The following is a 17,629-nucleotide window of genomic DNA, read 5'->3' as shown; positions in this document are numbered from 1 at the left end:
TTCAGCCGATCGCCAGCACGGACTCGGTGATGTGCTGATCCTGCTCCAGGCTGCGCGTGGGCTCGATCCCCTTGCTGCGCAACGTCTCGTGGTAGTTCGCCACACCCTGCTCGGGAGTGAGCTTGCCCGAGACCACCGACCGCATCACGCCGAGCAGGTCGAGCTGCGACTCGGCACGCTGCACCTTGCGGCCGAACAGCGAGACCCGAGCACCGGCACGCTCGCCTTGGCTCAGCAGCTCGAGGGTGTCACGGGTGGTGCCCGCCGAACCGCCCAGAATGCCGACCACGAGGGTCGGATCGTGCTGCACGAGTTCGCTCAACGATTCCGTGCCGTTGAAGGCGATCTTCAGGAACAGCGGGCGCTCGGCCAGGGTCACCCCGGCCAGCAGCCGGATGATCTGGTCGTTCACGAACGGCCCGATGTCGGCCGGGGCGAGGTCGACCGGCGCGTTCGGGTTGAACACCTCGAGGAAGTGCCGCATACCGACGTCGTGTGCCTCCTCGCGGAACTCGGCATAAGCCTCGAGCGTGGCGAGGTCACGATCGAGGTCGTTGTTGAAGGTCACCGAGTAGAGCACCAGGCTGCAGTACTCGCGCACCCGTTCGAGGCTCACCGTGCGGAACGGTCGCGAGGGATGGGTCGGATAGGTGCCGCCGCGCGGGTTCCAGATGTCGGAGGAGTCGTTGCCCCGCACGGCGAGGGTGACGTCACTGCCCTTGAACAGATTGTCGTTGGCCAGCCGCTCGCCGTTGGAGGCCGAGGTCAACATGATGTCGACGGCGCCGGCGTGTACCTCCTCGGCCATGTGCTCGAGGTACTGGGCACGGGTGCGATAGCGCGGCCGGGTACCTTCGGCCGAGACGTCACCGGGGGCGGGCGCAGGGGCCTGGACGCCGAACGCCATGTCGGCATCCTTGGCGTCGGCGATGATGAAGTCGTCCGGCGTGTAGGTGCCGTGCGTGATGGAGTGGAGTTTGCGCTCGAGGGCCTTCATGGCCACACCCTAGAGCGCGGTCGAGCAGATGACCGTGAAGGCTGCGCCGGGGAGCTCGTGCCTGCCCGCTCTGTGCTGGATCGTCGCGCTAGGCCTCGGTCGGGACGTCGTGGGTCGACCAGACGAACTGCCGCGTGGTGAGGCCGAACCACCGGTCGGTCAGGCCCTCGTCGACCATGCCCAACCGCCGGGTGACGGCCTGTGAGGCCACATTGTCGGGGTCGGTCACCGCGATCACACGGGTGATCCCGGCGACCGCCGCTCGCCGGAGCAGTTCACGAGCCGCCTCGGTGACCAGTCCTCGCCCTTGGTGCGCGGGGTGCAGGTGCCACCCGATCTCGAGGTGTGTCGTCGGTCCTTCGGCATCGTCCAGCGGCAGCAACAGCACGGTGCCCACCGGTGCCACGGTCTGGCTGCCGTCGACCACGAGCGCCCACAGGCCGAGGGGCGCGGCCAGGCCGATCTCGCGATCGTGCCATCGCTGCAAGCGATCGCGGGCCTCGGCGAGGTCGACGACGACCCGGCGAGGTGGGGCGCCGAGCCAGCGCATGACGTCCCAGCGGGAGTAGATCTCGAGGAACGCGACCGCATCCTGAGGCGTCCACCGGCGCAGGAGCAGGCGCGGGGTGCGCAGCAGTTCGGCATCGGAAAGCTCCCTCGGCATGTCGATGCCGCGGTCGGGCGTCACGGCGCCCGCGGTGCGTCGAAACCGTCCCTGGCATCGCCCGCGGGTCGGCGGGCGGGGGTTCGGTGATGTAGCGCCCGCACCAAGGCCACCGCTCCGATCACGCCCCAGATGGCGTTGAGGGCCACCGACGACCAGACGCCCCCGGCCACGGCGGCCAGGCCCAGCCCGATCGAGCCGGCGATGTTGAGCAGCTGGTACACGGGGCTGTGGCCGGTGACCCGCTCCGTCGAGACCAGCCAATAGGCCAGCAAGAGCATGCCGGTGCCGATCCAGCCCACCACGGCGGCGAAGGCGTCAAAGGTCATCGCGGGCGGCCTCTCGGCTCGAGCCGGCGGGTCAGTCCGTGGCGCCGGCGAGTTGTGCGGGGGTACAGCTGACCAGACCGGCGGCGACCTTGCTCGCGACCACGCGGCCGGCAGCCTGATCGAGTCGACGCGTGAAGGAGGCCGAGCGGGCTGCCTGCGCCAGCAGGGCCTTGCGCATGGCCGGGGCCTGGTCGGCGCGCACGGTGAGCACCAGGTCACCACCGGCCCCGATGAAGGCGGCAGCGCGGGTGCCGACCGGGACGGCGGCGAGCGCCTTGGCCGCGCCCAGGTCATCCGAGATGGCCACGCCCGGGAACTTCATCGTGCCGCGCAACAGCGTCGTGACGATCGCCGGGCTGAAGGCCGCGATGCGCTGGGAGTCGAGTCGGGGGTACCTGGCGGACGCGATCATCACCATCGGCGTCCCCGCGGTGACCGCAGCGGCGAAGGGTGCCAGGTTGGGGTCCTTCGCCGTGGTGACGGCATCGACCGCCGAGGACGAGTAGTCGGTGTTGGCCCGCACCCGTCCCAGACCGGGGAAGTGCTTGGCCGCCGTCCCCAGACCGGCAGCGCGGCTGGCGGCGACCACGGTGGTCACGTCGGCAGCGACGGCGGACGGCGTGTGGCCGTATTCGCGGGCGACCTTGCCGATGGGCGGATTGCGCGGGATGTCGGCCACCGCCACCGTGTCGGCCACCGGCGCCAGATTGACCGTGATCCCTGCAGCCCGAAGCGCTTTGGCCGAGGCAGTGATGCGGGCGCGCAACGCCGAGGTGGTCCAGCTGCCCTGGGTGCGGGCGGTGGGCAGGGCCACGAACCCCTTGCCCGACAGGGTCTGGACCTTGCCGCCTTCCTGGTCGACCGCGACATGCAGCGCCACCCCCGTGGTCCGGCGCGAGGCGGCTTGGACGGCGGCGAGCTGCTGCCGCAGCGATGACGCGCTGATCGTGCTGCGCCCCCGCAGGAAGATGCCCCCCACGGCGTACCCGGTGACGGTCTTGGTGACGCTGGTGGCCGATCCCGCCGGAACGCCGACCATGAGCACCTGACCGGCGCGCTCGGTCGGGCTGAGCGAGGCCATGACGACCGCGGTGCATCGCGCTTGGGCAGGCGTCAGGGGGGCCGGTGTGCTCGGGGTCGTCGGTATGGGCGTGGTCGGAGTGCTCGCGCCCGGGCCGACGGTGAAGGTTCCCGGAGTGGCCGAACCCAGCGCCAGCGAGGTGCTGCCGGGCGTCGCGACCGTGGTGAGCGAGGCCGTCGTCGTGGTCGTGGGCGGGGTCTCGTTGTCCCGAGGGCCGGACGACGAGCAGCCGGCCACGGCGATCGTCACCGTCAGCACGACCGCGGTGACCGCCAACTGGGCCGAGCGCGGCCCGCGACGCGTCGTCCGTCGTCCGGTGGGCACCCGCCCAGCCTGCCATGCGCGAGCCCGGGCGAAGGTCCCCGGAGCATCGCGAACGTTGCGGTTCCCCATGATCACGGTGATGTCTTCCTTAAGTCGACCCGCACTGTCGGACCCTGTCGACACAATCGGCTCCGGATCGCGGGCAACGGTGTCCGGGCCGAAAACGGGGGAGTGACCACATGTCGAGTCGACAGCGCGCTGAGCGTTCCGGACGGCGAACAGGGCGGGCAGCGCCGCCTTCGCGGTGGTGGTCCGTGCTCCTTACCCCGGTCCTGCTGCTCCTGCCGTTCCTGCTGCCGACATCGGCCCAGGCCGTGAGCGTCGACGGCGGTGCCCTCACGCCCGGCACCGCGGCCACGGCGACCTTCGCCGCAGCAGGCGACCAGGTCACCTACACGATCGCCGTGCCGGCGAACCAGACCGTCACGCTGACCGCCGCGACCAGCACCGACCCGGTGCAGGTCTCGGTGTCGGCGACCGCCCCTGCCGGTGCAGCCTTCCCGCACAACCGCGCCGCCAGCCCGACCTCCTTCGGCAATGTGACCGGCGTCCCCCGGGTGCTGCAGCTGCTGCCCTACCCGATGGACGAGACGGTGACGATCACGCTGACCGCGACCGCCGCCGGATCGCTGCCCCTGACCCCGGCGCTGTTCGCCGACGCACCCGTCACCGCGATCACCGCGAACGCGACCACCCGAGCGACGCTGGCCGTCGCCGGGCAGTTCGTTCCCTTCACGCTTCCGCTCTCGGCGCCGCTGATGGCCGTGCGGATCAACGCGACGGCCCTCGCCCCGAGCTACGGCACCACCCGGCCCTGGGCACTGTCGGCGGCCGTCGGACCCAACGCCGTCTCGGTGCAGCCCACGGCCGACCCGAACACGTTCCAGCTCAGGCCGTCGAGCTACTCCCCCGGCAACCCACAGACCCTGACGCTGAAGTTCGTCGGGGTCAACGGCGCGGTGGGCACGATCGACTTCACCGCCTTCGCGGTCGCCGACACCACGACGCAACTCACCGTGGGCACTCCGCTCACGGTCACCTTGGGCACGCCGCTGGCCACCGCGACCTTGAACTACACGCCCGATCCGATGCGGCGCGCCCGCTGGCAGATCAGCAATGTCAACCTGCACCACGCCGACGGCAGCGTCGGCTCCGCCGCGGTGCGGCAGAAGGTGGGCTTCGGGTCCTTCCCGGTGACCACCCTGTCCGACCAGCCCTATGACCACACCGACGACGACCCCGCCCAGACCTCGGGTCCGATGGCGCTGACGATCACCGCGGACGGCGCCACGACCGGCACCATGACCGTTCTGCTGACCTGGGCGACCGAGCCGGAGCCGGTCACGCTGACCCTCGGCACGCCGGCCACGGTCACGGTGGGCAGCGCGGGCCAGAACCAGGTGTTCAGCCTGCCAGTGACCGCTGGTACGACGTACAAGCTCGCACTGGACGCGGGCTCGATCGCTTCGCCTTCGGGGACCTCCGGACTGAACACCCTCGTGTACCTGCGGGCGCCAGGTGCGGACACCTGGGTGAGCTTCGGCTACACCCAGTGGTCTGCCTTGCTCAATGCGTCGGCCACGGCCACGTCGGTCTCGTATGCGGCCACCACCACCGGCACCCTCACGATCTTCGTCAACCCCGCCGGCGATCTGACCGGTCGCCTCGGCGTCACCGCCAGCGTGCTGGCCGACGTCGTGCGTCCGATCAGCAGTGGCGTGCCGGTGACGGCGAGCGCCGTCGGAGGCCGGCAGCGGCTCGTGTTCACCCACGCCGGGACGGCGGGCAGCGCCGTCCCCGGGTTCCACCTGAGCGACATCGCGCTCACGAAGCTCCCGGGATTGCCCGACCCGACCGGCCTGACTGCCGTGACCGTGGCGATCGAACAGGATGGCCAGGTGGTGGCCAACCTGGGCACGATCTCGGAGGGCACCGCGAGCGCGGACTACCCCTCGACCCTGACGTTGCCCGGATTCGACGGCACCAAGGCGTGGCAACTCGTGATCACCACCTGGTACAACACGACGGCCACGCTCACCGTCCGCCTCGACCTACCGACGGTCACCGTCGTACCGGTCACGTCGGGCAGGCCTGTCACGGTGAGGTTCGCCCACGGCTACGACTACTCCCGGCTCACGTTCACCACCGTGGCCGGTCAGCGCCCGATGGTGCGGCTGCGCGCGAACACGGCGCAGGCGACTTACCAGCTGATCGATGCGGCGGGCAACGTCGTGCCCACCGTCCCGACGCAGGATGAGTGGCAGGGCTTCGAGAGCTCCTCACCCGAAGGCCCACTGACCCAACCGCTCACTCTCGTGGTCCAGTCCGGTGGCGGCACCGGCTCGGTCGAGGTGACCGTCCTGCTGGTCACCGACCCGACGTATGCCTTCACGAACGGCCAGCAGCGCACGGTGTCCTGGACGACGGAGCAGAACCCGAAGCTCACGTTCAGCGTCCCCGACCCGGGGTTCGCGCCCGGGGCGAAGGTGGCGCTCGAGGTCACCAGGACCACCGGAACCCGTTGGACGACGATCCAGCCCGCGCTCGCCGGACCCTACGGGCCCCTCGAGACGATGCCCGCGATCACGGCCGGGACGACGTCGGTCTCGACGAGCACGCCGTCGCTTGCTCCCGGGACGTACACGATCGCGCTCGACCCACCGACGTCCGGCTCCGGATCGCTGCTGGTGCGCCTGCGCGTCGTCCGCGATTACGCGGGCAGCGTGCAGTCCGGTCAGACCGTGACCGTGCCCGTCACCGCGCCCGAGCAGGTCTCGACGGTGTCGCTGACGACGACCTCGGTGCCACGCCGGGTGACCTGGTCCGTCAGGCAGGCCACGTTGCCCCTGAGGCTGGAGTACACCAACCCGGCCACCGGGGTGACGACGACGAGCACGATCACCAGGGCCAACGCCCAGGGCGTGCTGCCGGTGAACCCCGATCCGTACGCCACCTACAGCGTGGTGGTGACCCCGATCGGCCTCACCACAGGGTCCTTCAAGCTCGAGCTCACGACCCGGTAGCGCAGCAGTGGCGGAACGGAGTCGGCCTGCCGACTCCGTTCCGCCATACTGGTGCCGCTGCCGGCAGGACGGCCAGGGCCGGCAGCATCTGGGCCTCTAGCTCAATGGCAGAGCATCGGACTTTTAATCCGCTGGTTCCGGGTTCGAGCCCCGGGAGGCCCACCGCTCTACAGGTCAGCGGTGTCGACTCGTCACCCGACTCAAGATGAGGGTCGGACCACCTCGTATGACGCCGTACCCGGTCGTTACGTCGGAGGATCAGAGCTTGCTGACGTCCACGTCGGCCGGCACCAGCACCTTGTCGATCACATGGATGACCCCGTTGGAGGCGTCGACATCGGTTGCCGTCACGCCGGCCTCGTTGACCTTCACCCCGCCGTCGGTCGTGATGGTGATCTCGCCACCCTCGACGGTCTTGACCATGCCGGCCTTCACGTCAGCGGCCATGACCTCGGCCGGGAGGACGTGGTACGTGAGGATCTTGGTCAGCGTTGCCTTGTTGGCGGGCAGCAGCAGCTTGTCGACCAAACCCGCCGGCAGCGCCGCGAACGCTTCGTTGGTCGGCGCGAAGACGGTGAACGGTCCGGCCCCGTTGAGGGTGTCGACCAGCCCGGCAGCCTTTACCGCGGCCACCAGGGTGGAGAAGTCGGCGTTGGCGGCCGCGACCTCGACGATCGTGCCCGCAGCAGCAGGCGTCGAGGCAGCAGGCGAAGAGGCAACCGCCGACGACGCGGCCGGGGCGGGAGTGGTCGACGTCTCGGTGCTCGACGATGAACTGCAGGCTGCCAGGGACAGGGCAGCCAGAGCGGCAGCGGCCGCGGCAGGGATGCGGTGGTAGCGCATGTGGATCTCCTTTCGCGTCGCCCGATTTGGGCGTGCACGGAGGAGTTCTCATCGCATCCCCTCGGTGGATGCGGCCCACGGGTCACAATCGCGTCACGGGCCGGGGCGGCTCACGCCGGCAGCACGTAGAAGTACATCAGCGCGTAGTGCAGCAGCGCCGCCACCGCCACCAACACGTGCCAGGCCTCGTGAAATCCGAACCTGCCCGGCCAGGGGTTCGGCTTCTCGATCACGTAGATCACGAAGCCGGCGCTGTAGACCAGCCCGCCCGCCGCCATCAGCACCAGGGCACCGACGGGCAGCGGGCGGCCCGCCCCGATGAGCAGCACCGTCAGCCAGCCCAGAGCGATGTAGAGGGTGTTCGTGACGTACTTCGGCAGCCGCCGATGCACCGACCGCACCACGATGCCGAGCACGGCGATCGCCCATACCGCGCCGAAGACGGTCCACCCGTAGGTGGTGCGAAAGAGCACCAACACGAGTGGCGTGATCGATCCGGCGATCAGCAGGAACACCGAGTCATAGTCGAGAGTGCGCAGCGCCTCGTTGAACCGCGGGCCGCGATCGAGACCGTGATGCAGCGTGCTCGAGACGAACAGCACCACCAGGGACAGGCCGTACACGCTCAGTCCGACGATCTTCCACGGATCACCTTGGGCGCTCGCCTGCGAGATCAGCAGCCCTGCCCCGCCCAGGGCGAAGCAGGCGGCGAAGAGGTGAGACACGGTATTGAACAGTTCATCGGTGACGTGGATGCTGCCGTCTCGGCTGCGTGCCATGGTGTCCACGAGACCACCTTCCCCTGCGAGGTCACCCGGCGCTACCGGCAGAGTGCTGGGAACGCCGGCCTTCGACCTCCGCCTCCACGGCTCCTCGCTGATCTCTCGGCGTTACCCTGGCTCCCGTGTCGACACCTTCGGGGAGGCGGCGGCTTCCAGGGAACGTGCTGTACCTGGTCATCGCGCTCGGGCTGATCGTCGCCTACGCGGCGACCACCACCCTGTTGTGGCGTTCGCGCGACTTCGTGGACGACGGACCGCTGTCGGTCGATCGCCCTGCGGCCACGGCGGCTCTGGACCCGGGGCTGACCCTCGACCAGATCCGCAGCTCGTGCATCGGGATCGGCCGGTGGTCACTCGATCCCGGTGACTCGATCAAGATCGTCGCGACCCGCGAGCAGGGGCGGGCCTACTACGCCTGCTACCAGCTGCGGCGTGGCAGTGTCTGGTACGCCCTGGTCGTCGACGGCACCGGTCTGAAGGCCCCGGAGCGAGTCGCCAAGGATCTCGGCGCCTGGCGATCGATCGGCTTGGTCAAGTCGACGGGTGAGATCATCTTCGGCGGCGCGGCCGTCGCCGGGCTTCTCGTCATGTCCTGGCTCTACTCCCGACGGCCTCGGCCCGGACCACCGGTACCTACGCGCTGGTGGCAGCGCCGTGTCACCGACGGCCTGCTCGGCACGATCGGCGTCCTGCCGCTGACCCTCCCCTTCCGTCGTTCGGAGAGCCGCTCGCGACGAGTCGGCCTGTTCTTTCGTTTCGTCCTCGGCTGGTCGACCGTCGTCGTCCTCTCACTGTTCACGCTGACCGGTGGTGACCGGCTGAGCCAGGTGACGGTCGGCTTCCTCGCGGCAGCCCTGATCGTCGGGTGGCTCGCAACCAGGGCACTGGTCCGCGCCCCGGGGTTCGGTGCGCCGGACGGCTCATCCCTCGCCGCGCGCTCGACGCCGTTCCCGGTTGCCCCCGTCCCGGTTGCGCCGGCACCGCCCTGGCCGGCATCGCAGAGCTGGGCTCCCGCCGTCCCGGGCTCGGGCGCCGCCCCGAGCGCCGTGGTGACGGCCACCGAGTCCGCCGATCCGGCGAGGTCGCGACCTCGCTGGGTGCGGCCCGCCACAGGGCTGCCGACCTTCGCGGACGTCGGCGGCATGGAGCAGCTGAAGACCGAGTTGTCGGACACCATCGGGCTCCTGCTGGCCTTCAGCGGAGAGGCCGACCGCTACCGGATCACCTTCAACGGCGTCCTGCTGTACGGCCCGCCGGGCGTCGGCAAGACCTACATCGCCAAGGCGACCGCCGGCGAATTCGGTATGAGCTTCGCGCACATCTCCACCGGAGACCTGATCTCGAAGTTCGTCGGCGAATCAGCGGCGAACATCCGCCAACTGTTCGCCGAGGCGGCCCGCAACGTGCCTTGCCTGCTGTTCCTCGACGAGTTCGACGCCATCGCCTCGCGCCGTGACGCCGGCCAGGACGACGAGAGCCGGCGCGTGCTGACCCAGCTGCTGCAGTCGATCGAGGAGTGGCGTCCGGTCACCGAACTCGTCGTCATGGCGGCGACCAACCAGGTGGAGGCGCTCGACCCCGCGATCGTCCGACCGGGCCGCTTCGACCGTCGGATCCGAGTCGACCTGCCCGACACCCCGGCCCGACAGGCGATCTTCAGCGCGCAACTGCGCGACCGGCCGTGCGCGGGCGACGTCGATGTGGCCGACCTCGCGCAGCGGACGGCGGGCCGCACCCCGGCGGTGATCGGCCGGATCGTGGAGGCAGCCTCACTCGCGGCGTTTCGGCGCGCGGCCGCCGCCGGGGGCAGCCACCCGATCACGCAGGCCGACCTGCTCTCGGCCCTGACAGGGCTGGGCGGCACGGACAAACCCATGATCGAGTCCTGGACCTGGGACCGGTTGGTGCTGGCCGAGAGCACGATCGCGGAGCTGAAGCAGATTCATGCCCTCGTCGCCGACGCCGACCGAGCCCGTGCCTACGGCGTGGACATGCCGAGTGGGCTGCTGCTGGCCGGCCCGCCCGGCACCGGCAAGACCACGATCGCCCGCGTCTTCGCGGCGCAGAGCGGATGTTCGTTCTACCCGATCACCGCGTCGGATCTGACCAGCATGTGGGTCGGTGAGTCCGAGGCCAACGTCGTCCGGCTCTTCGAGCGCGCGCGGGAGAACGCGCCGTCCATCGTGTTCATCGACGAGATCGACGCCATCGGCGGCCGCCGAACCGACACCGGCGGTGGGGTGATGGACCGGGTGCTGACTCAGGTGCTCACCGAGATGGACGGGCTGGTCGAGCGGTCAGGGGTGTTCGTGATCGGAGCCACCAACCGGCCCGACATGCTCGACCCCGCCCTGGTGCGCGGCGGGCGGCTGTCCCGCACGCTCACGATTCCCTTGCCCGACGAGGCCGGACGGCGACGCCTGCTGGAGCTCTTCACCGCCCGGATGCCGTTGCAGGGAGTCGATCTCGGGGTTCTGGCCCGGCGGGCCGAGGGCATGTCCGGCGCCGATCTCGAGGCGCTGTGCCAGCAAGCGGCCCTGCAGGCGATGGTCGCCACCGAGAACGGCGGCCCGGCGGTGGTCACCCCGGCGGCATTCGCCAAGGCGCTGGTGGACCTGCGCCCCGAGCTGGCCGACGGTGGCGCGGCGGCGCCGTCCGATCCCGGCCACGGAACCTACCTGTGACCCCCGACCGCTACCGCCGGCACCGCTATCGCGACCACCGCTGACAGGAGCCCTTCCATGCCCTGCATCTTCTGCCTCGCCGTGTTCGCCGTGTTCGCGGGGGCCATCAGCACGGCGGTCCTGGACCAGATGGAGGCGCGGATCGCCTCGGTGGCCACCGAGCCGGTACGTCGGGTGGTCGACTCGGAATCCGCGACGAGCTTCGAAACCGCTGTGGCGCTTCCGAATGCTCCCGGCAAGGCCATACCGGTGACGGTCACCGTCTACAAGAAGCATCGGCGGGTCCGGATCCAGGTACGCACGCACGCCGTCTCGCGTGAAGAGGCCGAGGCGGTGGAGAACCTGCTCGCGCACGTCCTGGAGCTGACCATCGTCGACCGCTCGGACGCGCACGACGAGGCCAAGGTCCGGGAGGCATTCGAAGAGGGTCTGACCGAGGAGCTGACCGAGGCCGAGGCATCCCGGGCGCAACCCGGGCGGGCCGGTAGGCCGGCACGACAGCAGCGCCCCCAGGGCTAACCGTCCTCAGCCGCGAACCCGTTGCCCCTCAGGATCGTAGGGGCAACGAGGCTCGCGCACTGCCGCGAATCGGCGATTCATGATCTCGACCTCGAACTCGTCATCCGCAGCAGCCTCGGCCACCTCGGCTGGCAGGTAGGCCGAGAACAGCCCGCGTTCCACCGTGTGCCCGTATCCGGCGCTGGCGACACCGACCTGGGTGCCACTCGACGGGTGGACGAGCATCTCCCCGCCGTGCAGCAACAGCTCGGCCTGCGTACTGAACCAGCACAACCGACGCCGCGGCCCGGCCGACCGGATCGCCCGCAGCGCCTCCCCCGCGAGCAGCCCGGGCTTGTCCGGTCGCACCGCGAAGCCGAGCCTCGCCTCGTAGGGGTTGGTGTCCGAGCGGACGTCGACCCCCCACGCGACGTACTGCTTCTCCAATCGCAACGACTCGATGGCGCGGTACCCGACGTCCCGGACGCCGTGCGCCTGACCCGCCGCGAGGATCTGCTCGTAGGCGTCCTGCACATACTCGCTGGGCACGTGCAGTTCCCAGCCGAGCTCCCCCACGTATCCGGCCCGCAACGCGAGCACCGGCGCCTGGGCGACGTCCGTCTCCCGGGCTGTCATGTACCGGAAGGACTCCGTCCCGAAGTCGTCGGAGCTCAACTGCTGCAACACCTCCCGTGAACTCGGTCCGCAGACGTTGAGAATGGCGTAGGCACTGCTGACGTCATCGATGAGCACGCTGCCGTCGTCCGGGGCGTGTCGGCGCAGGAAGGTCACGTCGTGGCGGCCGAACCGGCTGCCGGTGACCAGGTAGAACCGGTCCTCGGCCAGCCGAGTGATCGTCACGTCCGCCTCGACGCCCCCGGCAACGTTGAGCAACTGGGTGTAGACGACCGTGCCGACCGGCATGTCCAGCTGCGCGCCGGCCAGTCGCTGCAACGTGGCCAGCGCCCCCGGGCCGCGAATCACGAACTTGGCCATGGAGCTCTGGTCGATGAGGCCGACCGCCTCCCGCACGGCGCGATGCTCGGCCGCCACCTGATCCCACGCGTCGCCCCGCCCGAAGGTCGGCGTCTCGACGACGCCGACCTGCCCGGGGCAGAACCAGTTCGCTCGCTCGTAGCCGAACGAGGCCCCGAACACGGCACCCCGTCCGCGCAACGTGTCGAACAGCGGACTGCGCCGCTGCCCCCGCGGCGGCAGACTCGCCCGGTTCGGGAACGCGATGTCGTAGTAGTGCCCGTAGGACGCCACCGCCGATCGTTCGAGTACCGCCGGCACGGTCTGCGGCACCCCGAACCGCCGGACGTCGAAGGGCCACAGATCCAGGCCGGGGTCGCCGTCCACGATCCAGTTCGCCATCGCACTCCCTGCGCCGCCCGCGGCCGCGATCCCGGCAGAGAACCCGCAGCAGTGGAACAGGTTGTCCAGGTCCTCGGTCAGGCCCATCAACGGTTCGGCGTCCGGCGAGAACGGGATCGGGCCGTTGACCCAGGCCCGGATCCCCAGGTCGCCGAACGCGGGCACCCGATGACTCGCCGCCTCGGCCAGCGGCTCGAACCGTTCGTGGTTGGGCTCGAACAGTTCCGGACCCAGCTCCCGAGGCACGGTGCGCCAACATGCCCTCGTGCCCTGCTCCCAGCCGCCGACGACGAGCGCCCCGAGTTCGGGCTTGAGATAGATCCGGGCGTCCGGGTCACGAAAGGTCGGCAGATCCGTCGGGATGTCCGCGCCGGGCTCGGTGACCACGTACTGGTGCTCGACGGCATTCACCGCCACACTCACCCCGGCCAGTCGGGCGGTCTCGGCGCCCCACATCCCGGTGGCGTTGACCACGACGTCACACTCGATCCGGCCCTGCTCGGTGACCACCGCGCGCACGCGGCGTCCCCGCTTCTCGATCGCCTCGACACGGCAGTCCTGGACGACGCGCACGCCCCTCGCGCGGGCGCCGGCGATGAACGCCTGAGTCAGCAGGGTCGGATCGACGTACCCATCGGACGGCGTCCACGTCGCGCCGTGGACGCCGTCCGGGTTCACCAACGGGAAGAGGCGTTCCGCCTCGGCCGGGCCGACCAGGTGCAGGTCGAATCCGTAGCTCGTGCCCTGGGTGACGACGCGTTGCAGCTCCTCCCACCGCTGCGGACTGGACGCCACCCGCAGCCCGCCGACCTCGTGCCAGCCGATGGCCTGGCCGGTCTGGACCTCGAGGGTGCGGTAGATCTCGACGCTGGTGCGCATCAGCTGGGTCAGTGCGCTGCTGCTGCGCAGTTGACCGACCAGCCCCGCGGCGTGCCAGGTACTGCCGTGGGTCAGCTTGCGACGTTCCACCACGAGCACGTCGGTCCGGCCACGCAGGGCGAGGTGGTAGGCAATGCTGGCGCCAACCACCCCGCCACCGATGATGACGATCTCGCAGCGCTCGGGCACTGTCGGCACTGTCGGCACGGTCGGCACGGTCATGGGCCGCACTCTGGACACCACCCATCCGTGTGTCAATGCCGGCACGATCGCTGCGCTCCGTTTCGCCATGAGCGCTTTCGCGACGTTGCCGCCCACCACCCGAGGACATGCGTCCCAGGATCCGTGCTCATCACGCGACGTAGGCTCTGTCGTGTCCGGTCCGTCGGCGGGGGCCTGCGGACAGATTCGTCGGCCACGGCTGGACGGGCGTCAGCAACGCCAAGGGGGGCGTGCCATGGTGCCGCTCGCAGCTCTCGACGAGTCTCCGGTCACCGTCAGCACGTCCTGGCGTCACCTTCAGCAGACCGTCACCGGACTCAGCTTCATCGCCTTCTCCGTGGTGTGGGTCTTCGCGTTCGCCGTCCACCCCGATCTACTCCATCCACGGCTGGCGCTCGGGCCCGAGGCGCTCATCCGCCGAGCTCACGGCAACGACCTACTTCAACTCGCCCACGCGCTGGTGACGATCAATACCGCCTTGTTGGTGGTGCTCACGGTGCACTTCGCTTCAGCGTTGAGAGGCACCCGGGCCGCTCGGCTCGGGGGCATCGGCGCCGGCCTGGCGGTCGTGGGCGCGGTGCTCCTCGCCGCCGACAAGGGCGCGCTGTGCCTGACGATGAGTGCACTCGACACCTTGCCCCAGAGCCAGTTCGAGCAGATGATGCCCGGCCTGGTGGCGATCTTCTCGCTGCGCGGACTGATGGTACTGGTGTGGGGAATGGCACTCATGCCGCTCGGGGTGATGATCCAAGCAGCCGGCCTGTGGCGCGCGAAGCTCCTCACGGCCAGACAGGCGGTCCTGCTGATGATCAGTCTGCTGTTCATCGCCTTCCCCGATGGTGCGGAGATCATCAACCTGACTGCCGCCCTGGGCATGTCGGCCGTTCTGGTTCCTTACGGCGCCCGCCTCATCCGACGAGCCGAGCCTGTCGCGTGGTCTGCGCAGTCAGGGACAGACCAGGGGCCACCTCTGATGCCCCCTGGACGATCGACGACCAGGCTGGGCTGAGTCGATCACGCCGATCCCGGCGAGAGGAGGACAGCCATGTCGACCCCGCCCCAGCGCTCTGGACGTCTACCACCCCGGTGGATCATTCGATCCTTCTGGACGCTGCACCGCCTCTGGTATCGCGTGACCGGAGGTCGTCGTGGCCTCTGGCGTGCCCGGCCGACGAAGTGGGGTGCCATGCGCCTCACCGCGATCGGACGACGCTCTGGCCAGGAACGATCCGTGATCCTCGGCTACTTCGAGGATGGCCCGAACCTGGTCACGATGGCCATGAACGGCTGGGGCGCAGCCGAACCCGCCTGGTGGCTCAACCTGCAGGCCCACCCACAGGCGCGGGTAGACCTGGCCGACGGTCACCTCGAGGTGGTGGCGCACGCCGCCGTGGGTGCCGAGCGCGACCGGCTGTGGGCTCGGTGGCGAGCTCTGGACACGGACCTCGACAGTTACGCTGCCCGCCGCCCGACCGAGACGGCGGTCGTCGTCCTCGAACCGGTGCGGACGGCGGCCTGAGGCAGCGTTGCGCGCGACCCTGAGGCGCGGCGTTGTCTCGCGGCACGATCGCTGGTGGGTGTCGAACAGTCGTCCTTGCGGCCGCCTACTCGCGAGCGCGGTCCGGATGGCCGCGTGCAGTGAGCCACCGGTCACCTCCGGGCACTCCTCGGTGAGCGGTCCCGAGCCGCTCCAGGTCGCCGGTTCCCTTCGTTCCGCTCGTCGCGTCGCCGGATCCCGAAGAAGCGCTGGTCCGCACCATCGCTCTCGCCGAGCTTCTGCGACGCCACCACCACCGGCCGGCCCATCCCGTTCGCCCAGCTGTGGAACGACAGTGCTCCCGAGAAGGGCATCGACCCCGACCCGGGGACGACGCACCACGACCCTGCCGTGAAGCTCTGGGACCTGCGGGTGCTCGGGATGCCGAGGCAGAGCTCTCCCGCTGATTAAGGTGCCTCGGCGGGGCATTCTGTGACAGTGACATCTCGCACAATAGTTGTTCTGCTGCAATGGCTTTCATTGCCGCCTGGGGCGGCTTGATTGTCGGTGGTCGCCCGTAGCGTCTGATTCATGGAACCGGAGCAGACACCCACCCCGGACGGCGAGGAGACCGTCGGGAACAGTGGCCTGCCCGGTATCCCGGACGGCGACGCTGACGCGGCCGCGATGAGCACCCCACCGGTCGTGGCGGTGCTGGAGGACGTCTCGGCCCAGCTCCGGTCGCTGCAGACCGCACCGACGTTGACCCTGTCGGACGGCGAGCTGCGCGACGCGCTCATCGCCGCCCACCGGGTGGCCAACCAGGTCGAGGCCGCCACCTTGCACCTGGTCCGGGCGCTGGATGACCGGCCCGAGGCAATGCCGACCTGCGCGCCCGGCAAGGTCGCCGCGACGTTCCTGGTGCACGCGCTCCGGGTCGATCCGGGTACCGCGGCCCGCGACGTCGCTGCCGCGCGTGCCCTGGATCCGGACGGCGCCGGGGTCGGCGTCGACACCGGCACCGTGGATAGCACTGGCCCGGATGCTGCGGCGTCGGGGCTACCCGAGGTCGGTGCGGCGTTGGCGGCCGGGGACATCTCCCGTCGCCACGTCGACCATGCGGTCGGGTGTCTGGGCCGCATCGATCGGGACGTGTTGACGCACGTGGACCCGGACGGGATCTCCGGGATCCAACGCGTCGATGAGTTCCTGGCCGAGATGGCCCGCAAGCACGCCCCGCACGTGTTCCGGCGACTGTGCACCCAGTTGGAAGAGGCCCTCAACCCGGACAAGGGCTTCGACCCGAAGGCTCACGAGAAGCGGTTCCTGCACCTGGGCACCGACAGCAACGGGATGCTCATCGGACGGTTCGCGTTGTCCCCGGCGGATGGGCTGATCGTCCGGAACGTGATCCATGCGTTGAGCAAGCCCACCACGGCCGCCACAACCAGCGACACCGAGGCTGAGGCTGGTGGGGACGGGCAGGTGCAGGGTGAGCTGCCACTGCGTGACCCGAGGACCGCGGCGCAACGCCGCGCGGACGCCTTGACCCACCTGGCTCGCCTGGCCCTGCACCGCGGCACCGACCCCGACGCAGACACCAACCCGCACGCAAGCAGCGGCAGTGACGCAGATGGCAGTGGCAGCGACAGCGACGCAGATGGCAGCGACAGCGACAGCGACGCAGATGGCAGTGGCAGTGGCAGTGATGACGACGACAGCGGCTCAGCATCGGCTGCCGAGCCGACGACACCCCAGGCCACCGCGCCCACCACCCGGACCGCGCCCACCCCTCGCCGCGGGCCCACTCCGCCACCCTCCACCGGCGTGCACATCTCGCTGATCGCCACCCTCGACCAACTCACCGCCGCCCTCCGACCCACACCCACCCCCGGGGCCGGACTCGGCAGCGACCTCGGCCCCGGCGGCGGACCCCTACCCCGACACGTCCTGGCCCAGATGCTCTGCCAGAGCCTGATCTCCCCCACCCTGCTCGACAGCGGCGGAGCCGTCCTGGCCCAAGGACGAGCCCAACGCCTGGCCACCCCCGCCCAACGCCGGGCGGTGTTCGCCCGAGATCGGGGCTGCGTGATCCCCGGCTGCACCGCACCACCGGACTGGTGCGACGTCCACCACGTCACCCCCTGGGCCGAGGGCGGGTTGACCGACGTCGACGCAATGGCCATGGTCTGCAACCGGGACCACACCGGCGTCCACGCCGGCATCTGGACCATCACCATGATCAACGGAGTGCCCTGGGTCATCCCCCCACCCTGGATCGACCCACTCCAACGACCCGTCCGCAACACCCTCCACGACGACGAACGGACAGCCCACCGGCTCGCCCGACACCTCGGCGACCAACTCACCCTCGACCTCGACAGCGCGCCGAAGGAGACCTCCGGCAGCGAGGCTGACCATGACCCGCCGTGACCAACCTCGCGGTGGG

General features: G+C 70.0%; 13 protein-coding genes and 1 tRNA gene. 7 read left to right on the top strand and 7 right to left on the bottom strand.

Translation table 11 applies throughout. The features are described 5' to 3' along the window. Window position 1 precedes the first annotated feature (1 nt). The 4 genes from IPK24_04405 to IPK24_04390 form a co-directional block, all read right to left on the bottom strand. Entirely contained in the window at window positions 2-997 is a 996-nt protein-coding gene (locus IPK24_04405) for a hypothetical protein (protein ID MBK8074812.1), read from the bottom strand. 88 nt (window positions 998-1,085) lie between these two features. Next, window positions 1,086-1,661, bottom strand: coding sequence for a GNAT family N-acetyltransferase (locus IPK24_04400; GenBank protein MBK8074811.1), 576 nt, complete (start codon window positions 1,659-1,661; stop codon window positions 1,086-1,088). Window positions 1,662-1,681: 20 nt separating this feature from the next. Beyond that, complete coding sequence (locus IPK24_04395; GenBank protein ID MBK8074810.1) at window positions 1,682-1,990, bottom strand: hypothetical protein; 309 nt, start codon at window positions 1,988-1,990, stop codon at window positions 1,682-1,684. Window positions 1,991-2,021: 31 nt separating this feature from the next. Beyond that, window positions 2,022-3,071 (bottom strand): glycoside hydrolase family 3 protein, encoded by a 1,050-nt coding sequence (locus IPK24_04390; GenBank protein ID MBK8074809.1) that lies wholly within the window; start codon window positions 3,069-3,071, stop codon window positions 2,022-2,024. A gap of 578 nt (window positions 3,072-3,649) precedes the next feature. Here IPK24_04390 and IPK24_04385 point away from each other — a divergent pair. Both IPK24_04385 and IPK24_04380 read left to right on the top strand, forming a co-directional pair. Then, entirely contained in the window at window positions 3,650-6,418 is a 2,769-nt protein-coding gene (locus tag IPK24_04385; protein MBK8074808.1) for a hypothetical protein, read from the top strand. A gap of 90 nt (window positions 6,419-6,508) precedes the next feature. Next, window positions 6,509-6,580: transfer RNA gene (locus IPK24_04380), tRNA-Lys, on the top strand. Window positions 6,581-6,676: 96 nt separating this feature from the next. On the opposite strand, the gene IPK24_04375 is transcribed toward IPK24_04380, so the two are convergent. Beyond that, window positions 6,677-7,261, bottom strand: coding sequence for a fasciclin domain-containing protein (locus tag IPK24_04375; protein MBK8074807.1), 585 nt, complete (start codon window positions 7,259-7,261; stop codon window positions 6,677-6,679). Window positions 7,262-7,371: 110 nt separating this feature from the next. Further along, entirely contained in the window at window positions 7,372-8,040 is a 669-nt protein-coding gene (locus IPK24_04370; GenBank protein MBK8074806.1) for a hemolysin III family protein, read from the bottom strand. 125 nt (window positions 8,041-8,165) lie between these two features. On the opposite strand from IPK24_04370, the gene IPK24_04365 reads away from it, so the two are divergent. Both IPK24_04365 and IPK24_04360 read left to right on the top strand, forming a co-directional pair. Next, window positions 8,166-10,727 carry an AAA family ATPase gene (locus tag IPK24_04365; GenBank protein MBK8074805.1) on the top strand — a complete coding sequence of 854 codons (2,562 nt, stop codon included), beginning with the start codon at window positions 8,166-8,168 and terminating at the stop codon, window positions 10,725-10,727. Between the two features lie 57 nt (window positions 10,728-10,784). After that, window positions 10,785-11,246, top strand: a complete 462-nt coding sequence (locus IPK24_04360) for a hypothetical protein (protein ID MBK8074804.1) — start codon at window positions 10,785-10,787, stop codon at window positions 11,244-11,246. A gap of 6 nt (window positions 11,247-11,252) precedes the next feature. On the opposite strand, the gene IPK24_04355 is transcribed toward IPK24_04360, so the two are convergent. Further along, on the bottom strand, window positions 11,253-13,703 hold the full coding sequence (locus tag IPK24_04355; GenBank protein MBK8074803.1) for an FAD-dependent oxidoreductase: 2,451 nt from the start codon (window positions 13,701-13,703) through the stop codon (window positions 11,253-11,255). A gap of 235 nt (window positions 13,704-13,938) precedes the next feature. Here IPK24_04355 and IPK24_04350 point away from each other — a divergent pair, with 235 nt between their 5' ends. The 3 genes from IPK24_04350 (at window position 13,939) to IPK24_04340 (ending at window position 17,613) form a co-directional block, all read left to right on the top strand. After that, window positions 13,939-14,712: a hypothetical protein gene (locus IPK24_04350; protein MBK8074802.1), complete on the top strand. Its 774-nt coding sequence runs from the start codon at window positions 13,939-13,941 to the stop codon at window positions 14,710-14,712. A 36-nt stretch (window positions 14,713-14,748) separates the two neighbouring features. Then, window positions 14,749-15,222, top strand: a complete 474-nt coding sequence (locus IPK24_04345; protein MBK8074801.1) for a nitroreductase family deazaflavin-dependent oxidoreductase — start codon at window positions 14,749-14,751, stop codon at window positions 15,220-15,222. A 549-nt stretch (window positions 15,223-15,771) separates the two neighbouring features. Continuing rightward, on the top strand, window positions 15,772-17,613 hold the full coding sequence (locus IPK24_04340) for a DUF222 domain-containing protein (protein MBK8074800.1): 1,842 nt from the start codon (window positions 15,772-15,774) through the stop codon (window positions 17,611-17,613). Window positions 17,614-17,629: the final 16 nt, after the last annotated feature.

This window comes from Kineosporiaceae bacterium, assembly GCA_016713225.1.
GTDB lineage: Bacteria > Actinomycetota > Actinomycetes > Actinomycetales > Kineosporiaceae > JADJPO01.
The sequence above is the reverse complement of the archived record's forward strand: the minus strand, read 5'-3'. Positions and strand labels throughout refer to the sequence as shown.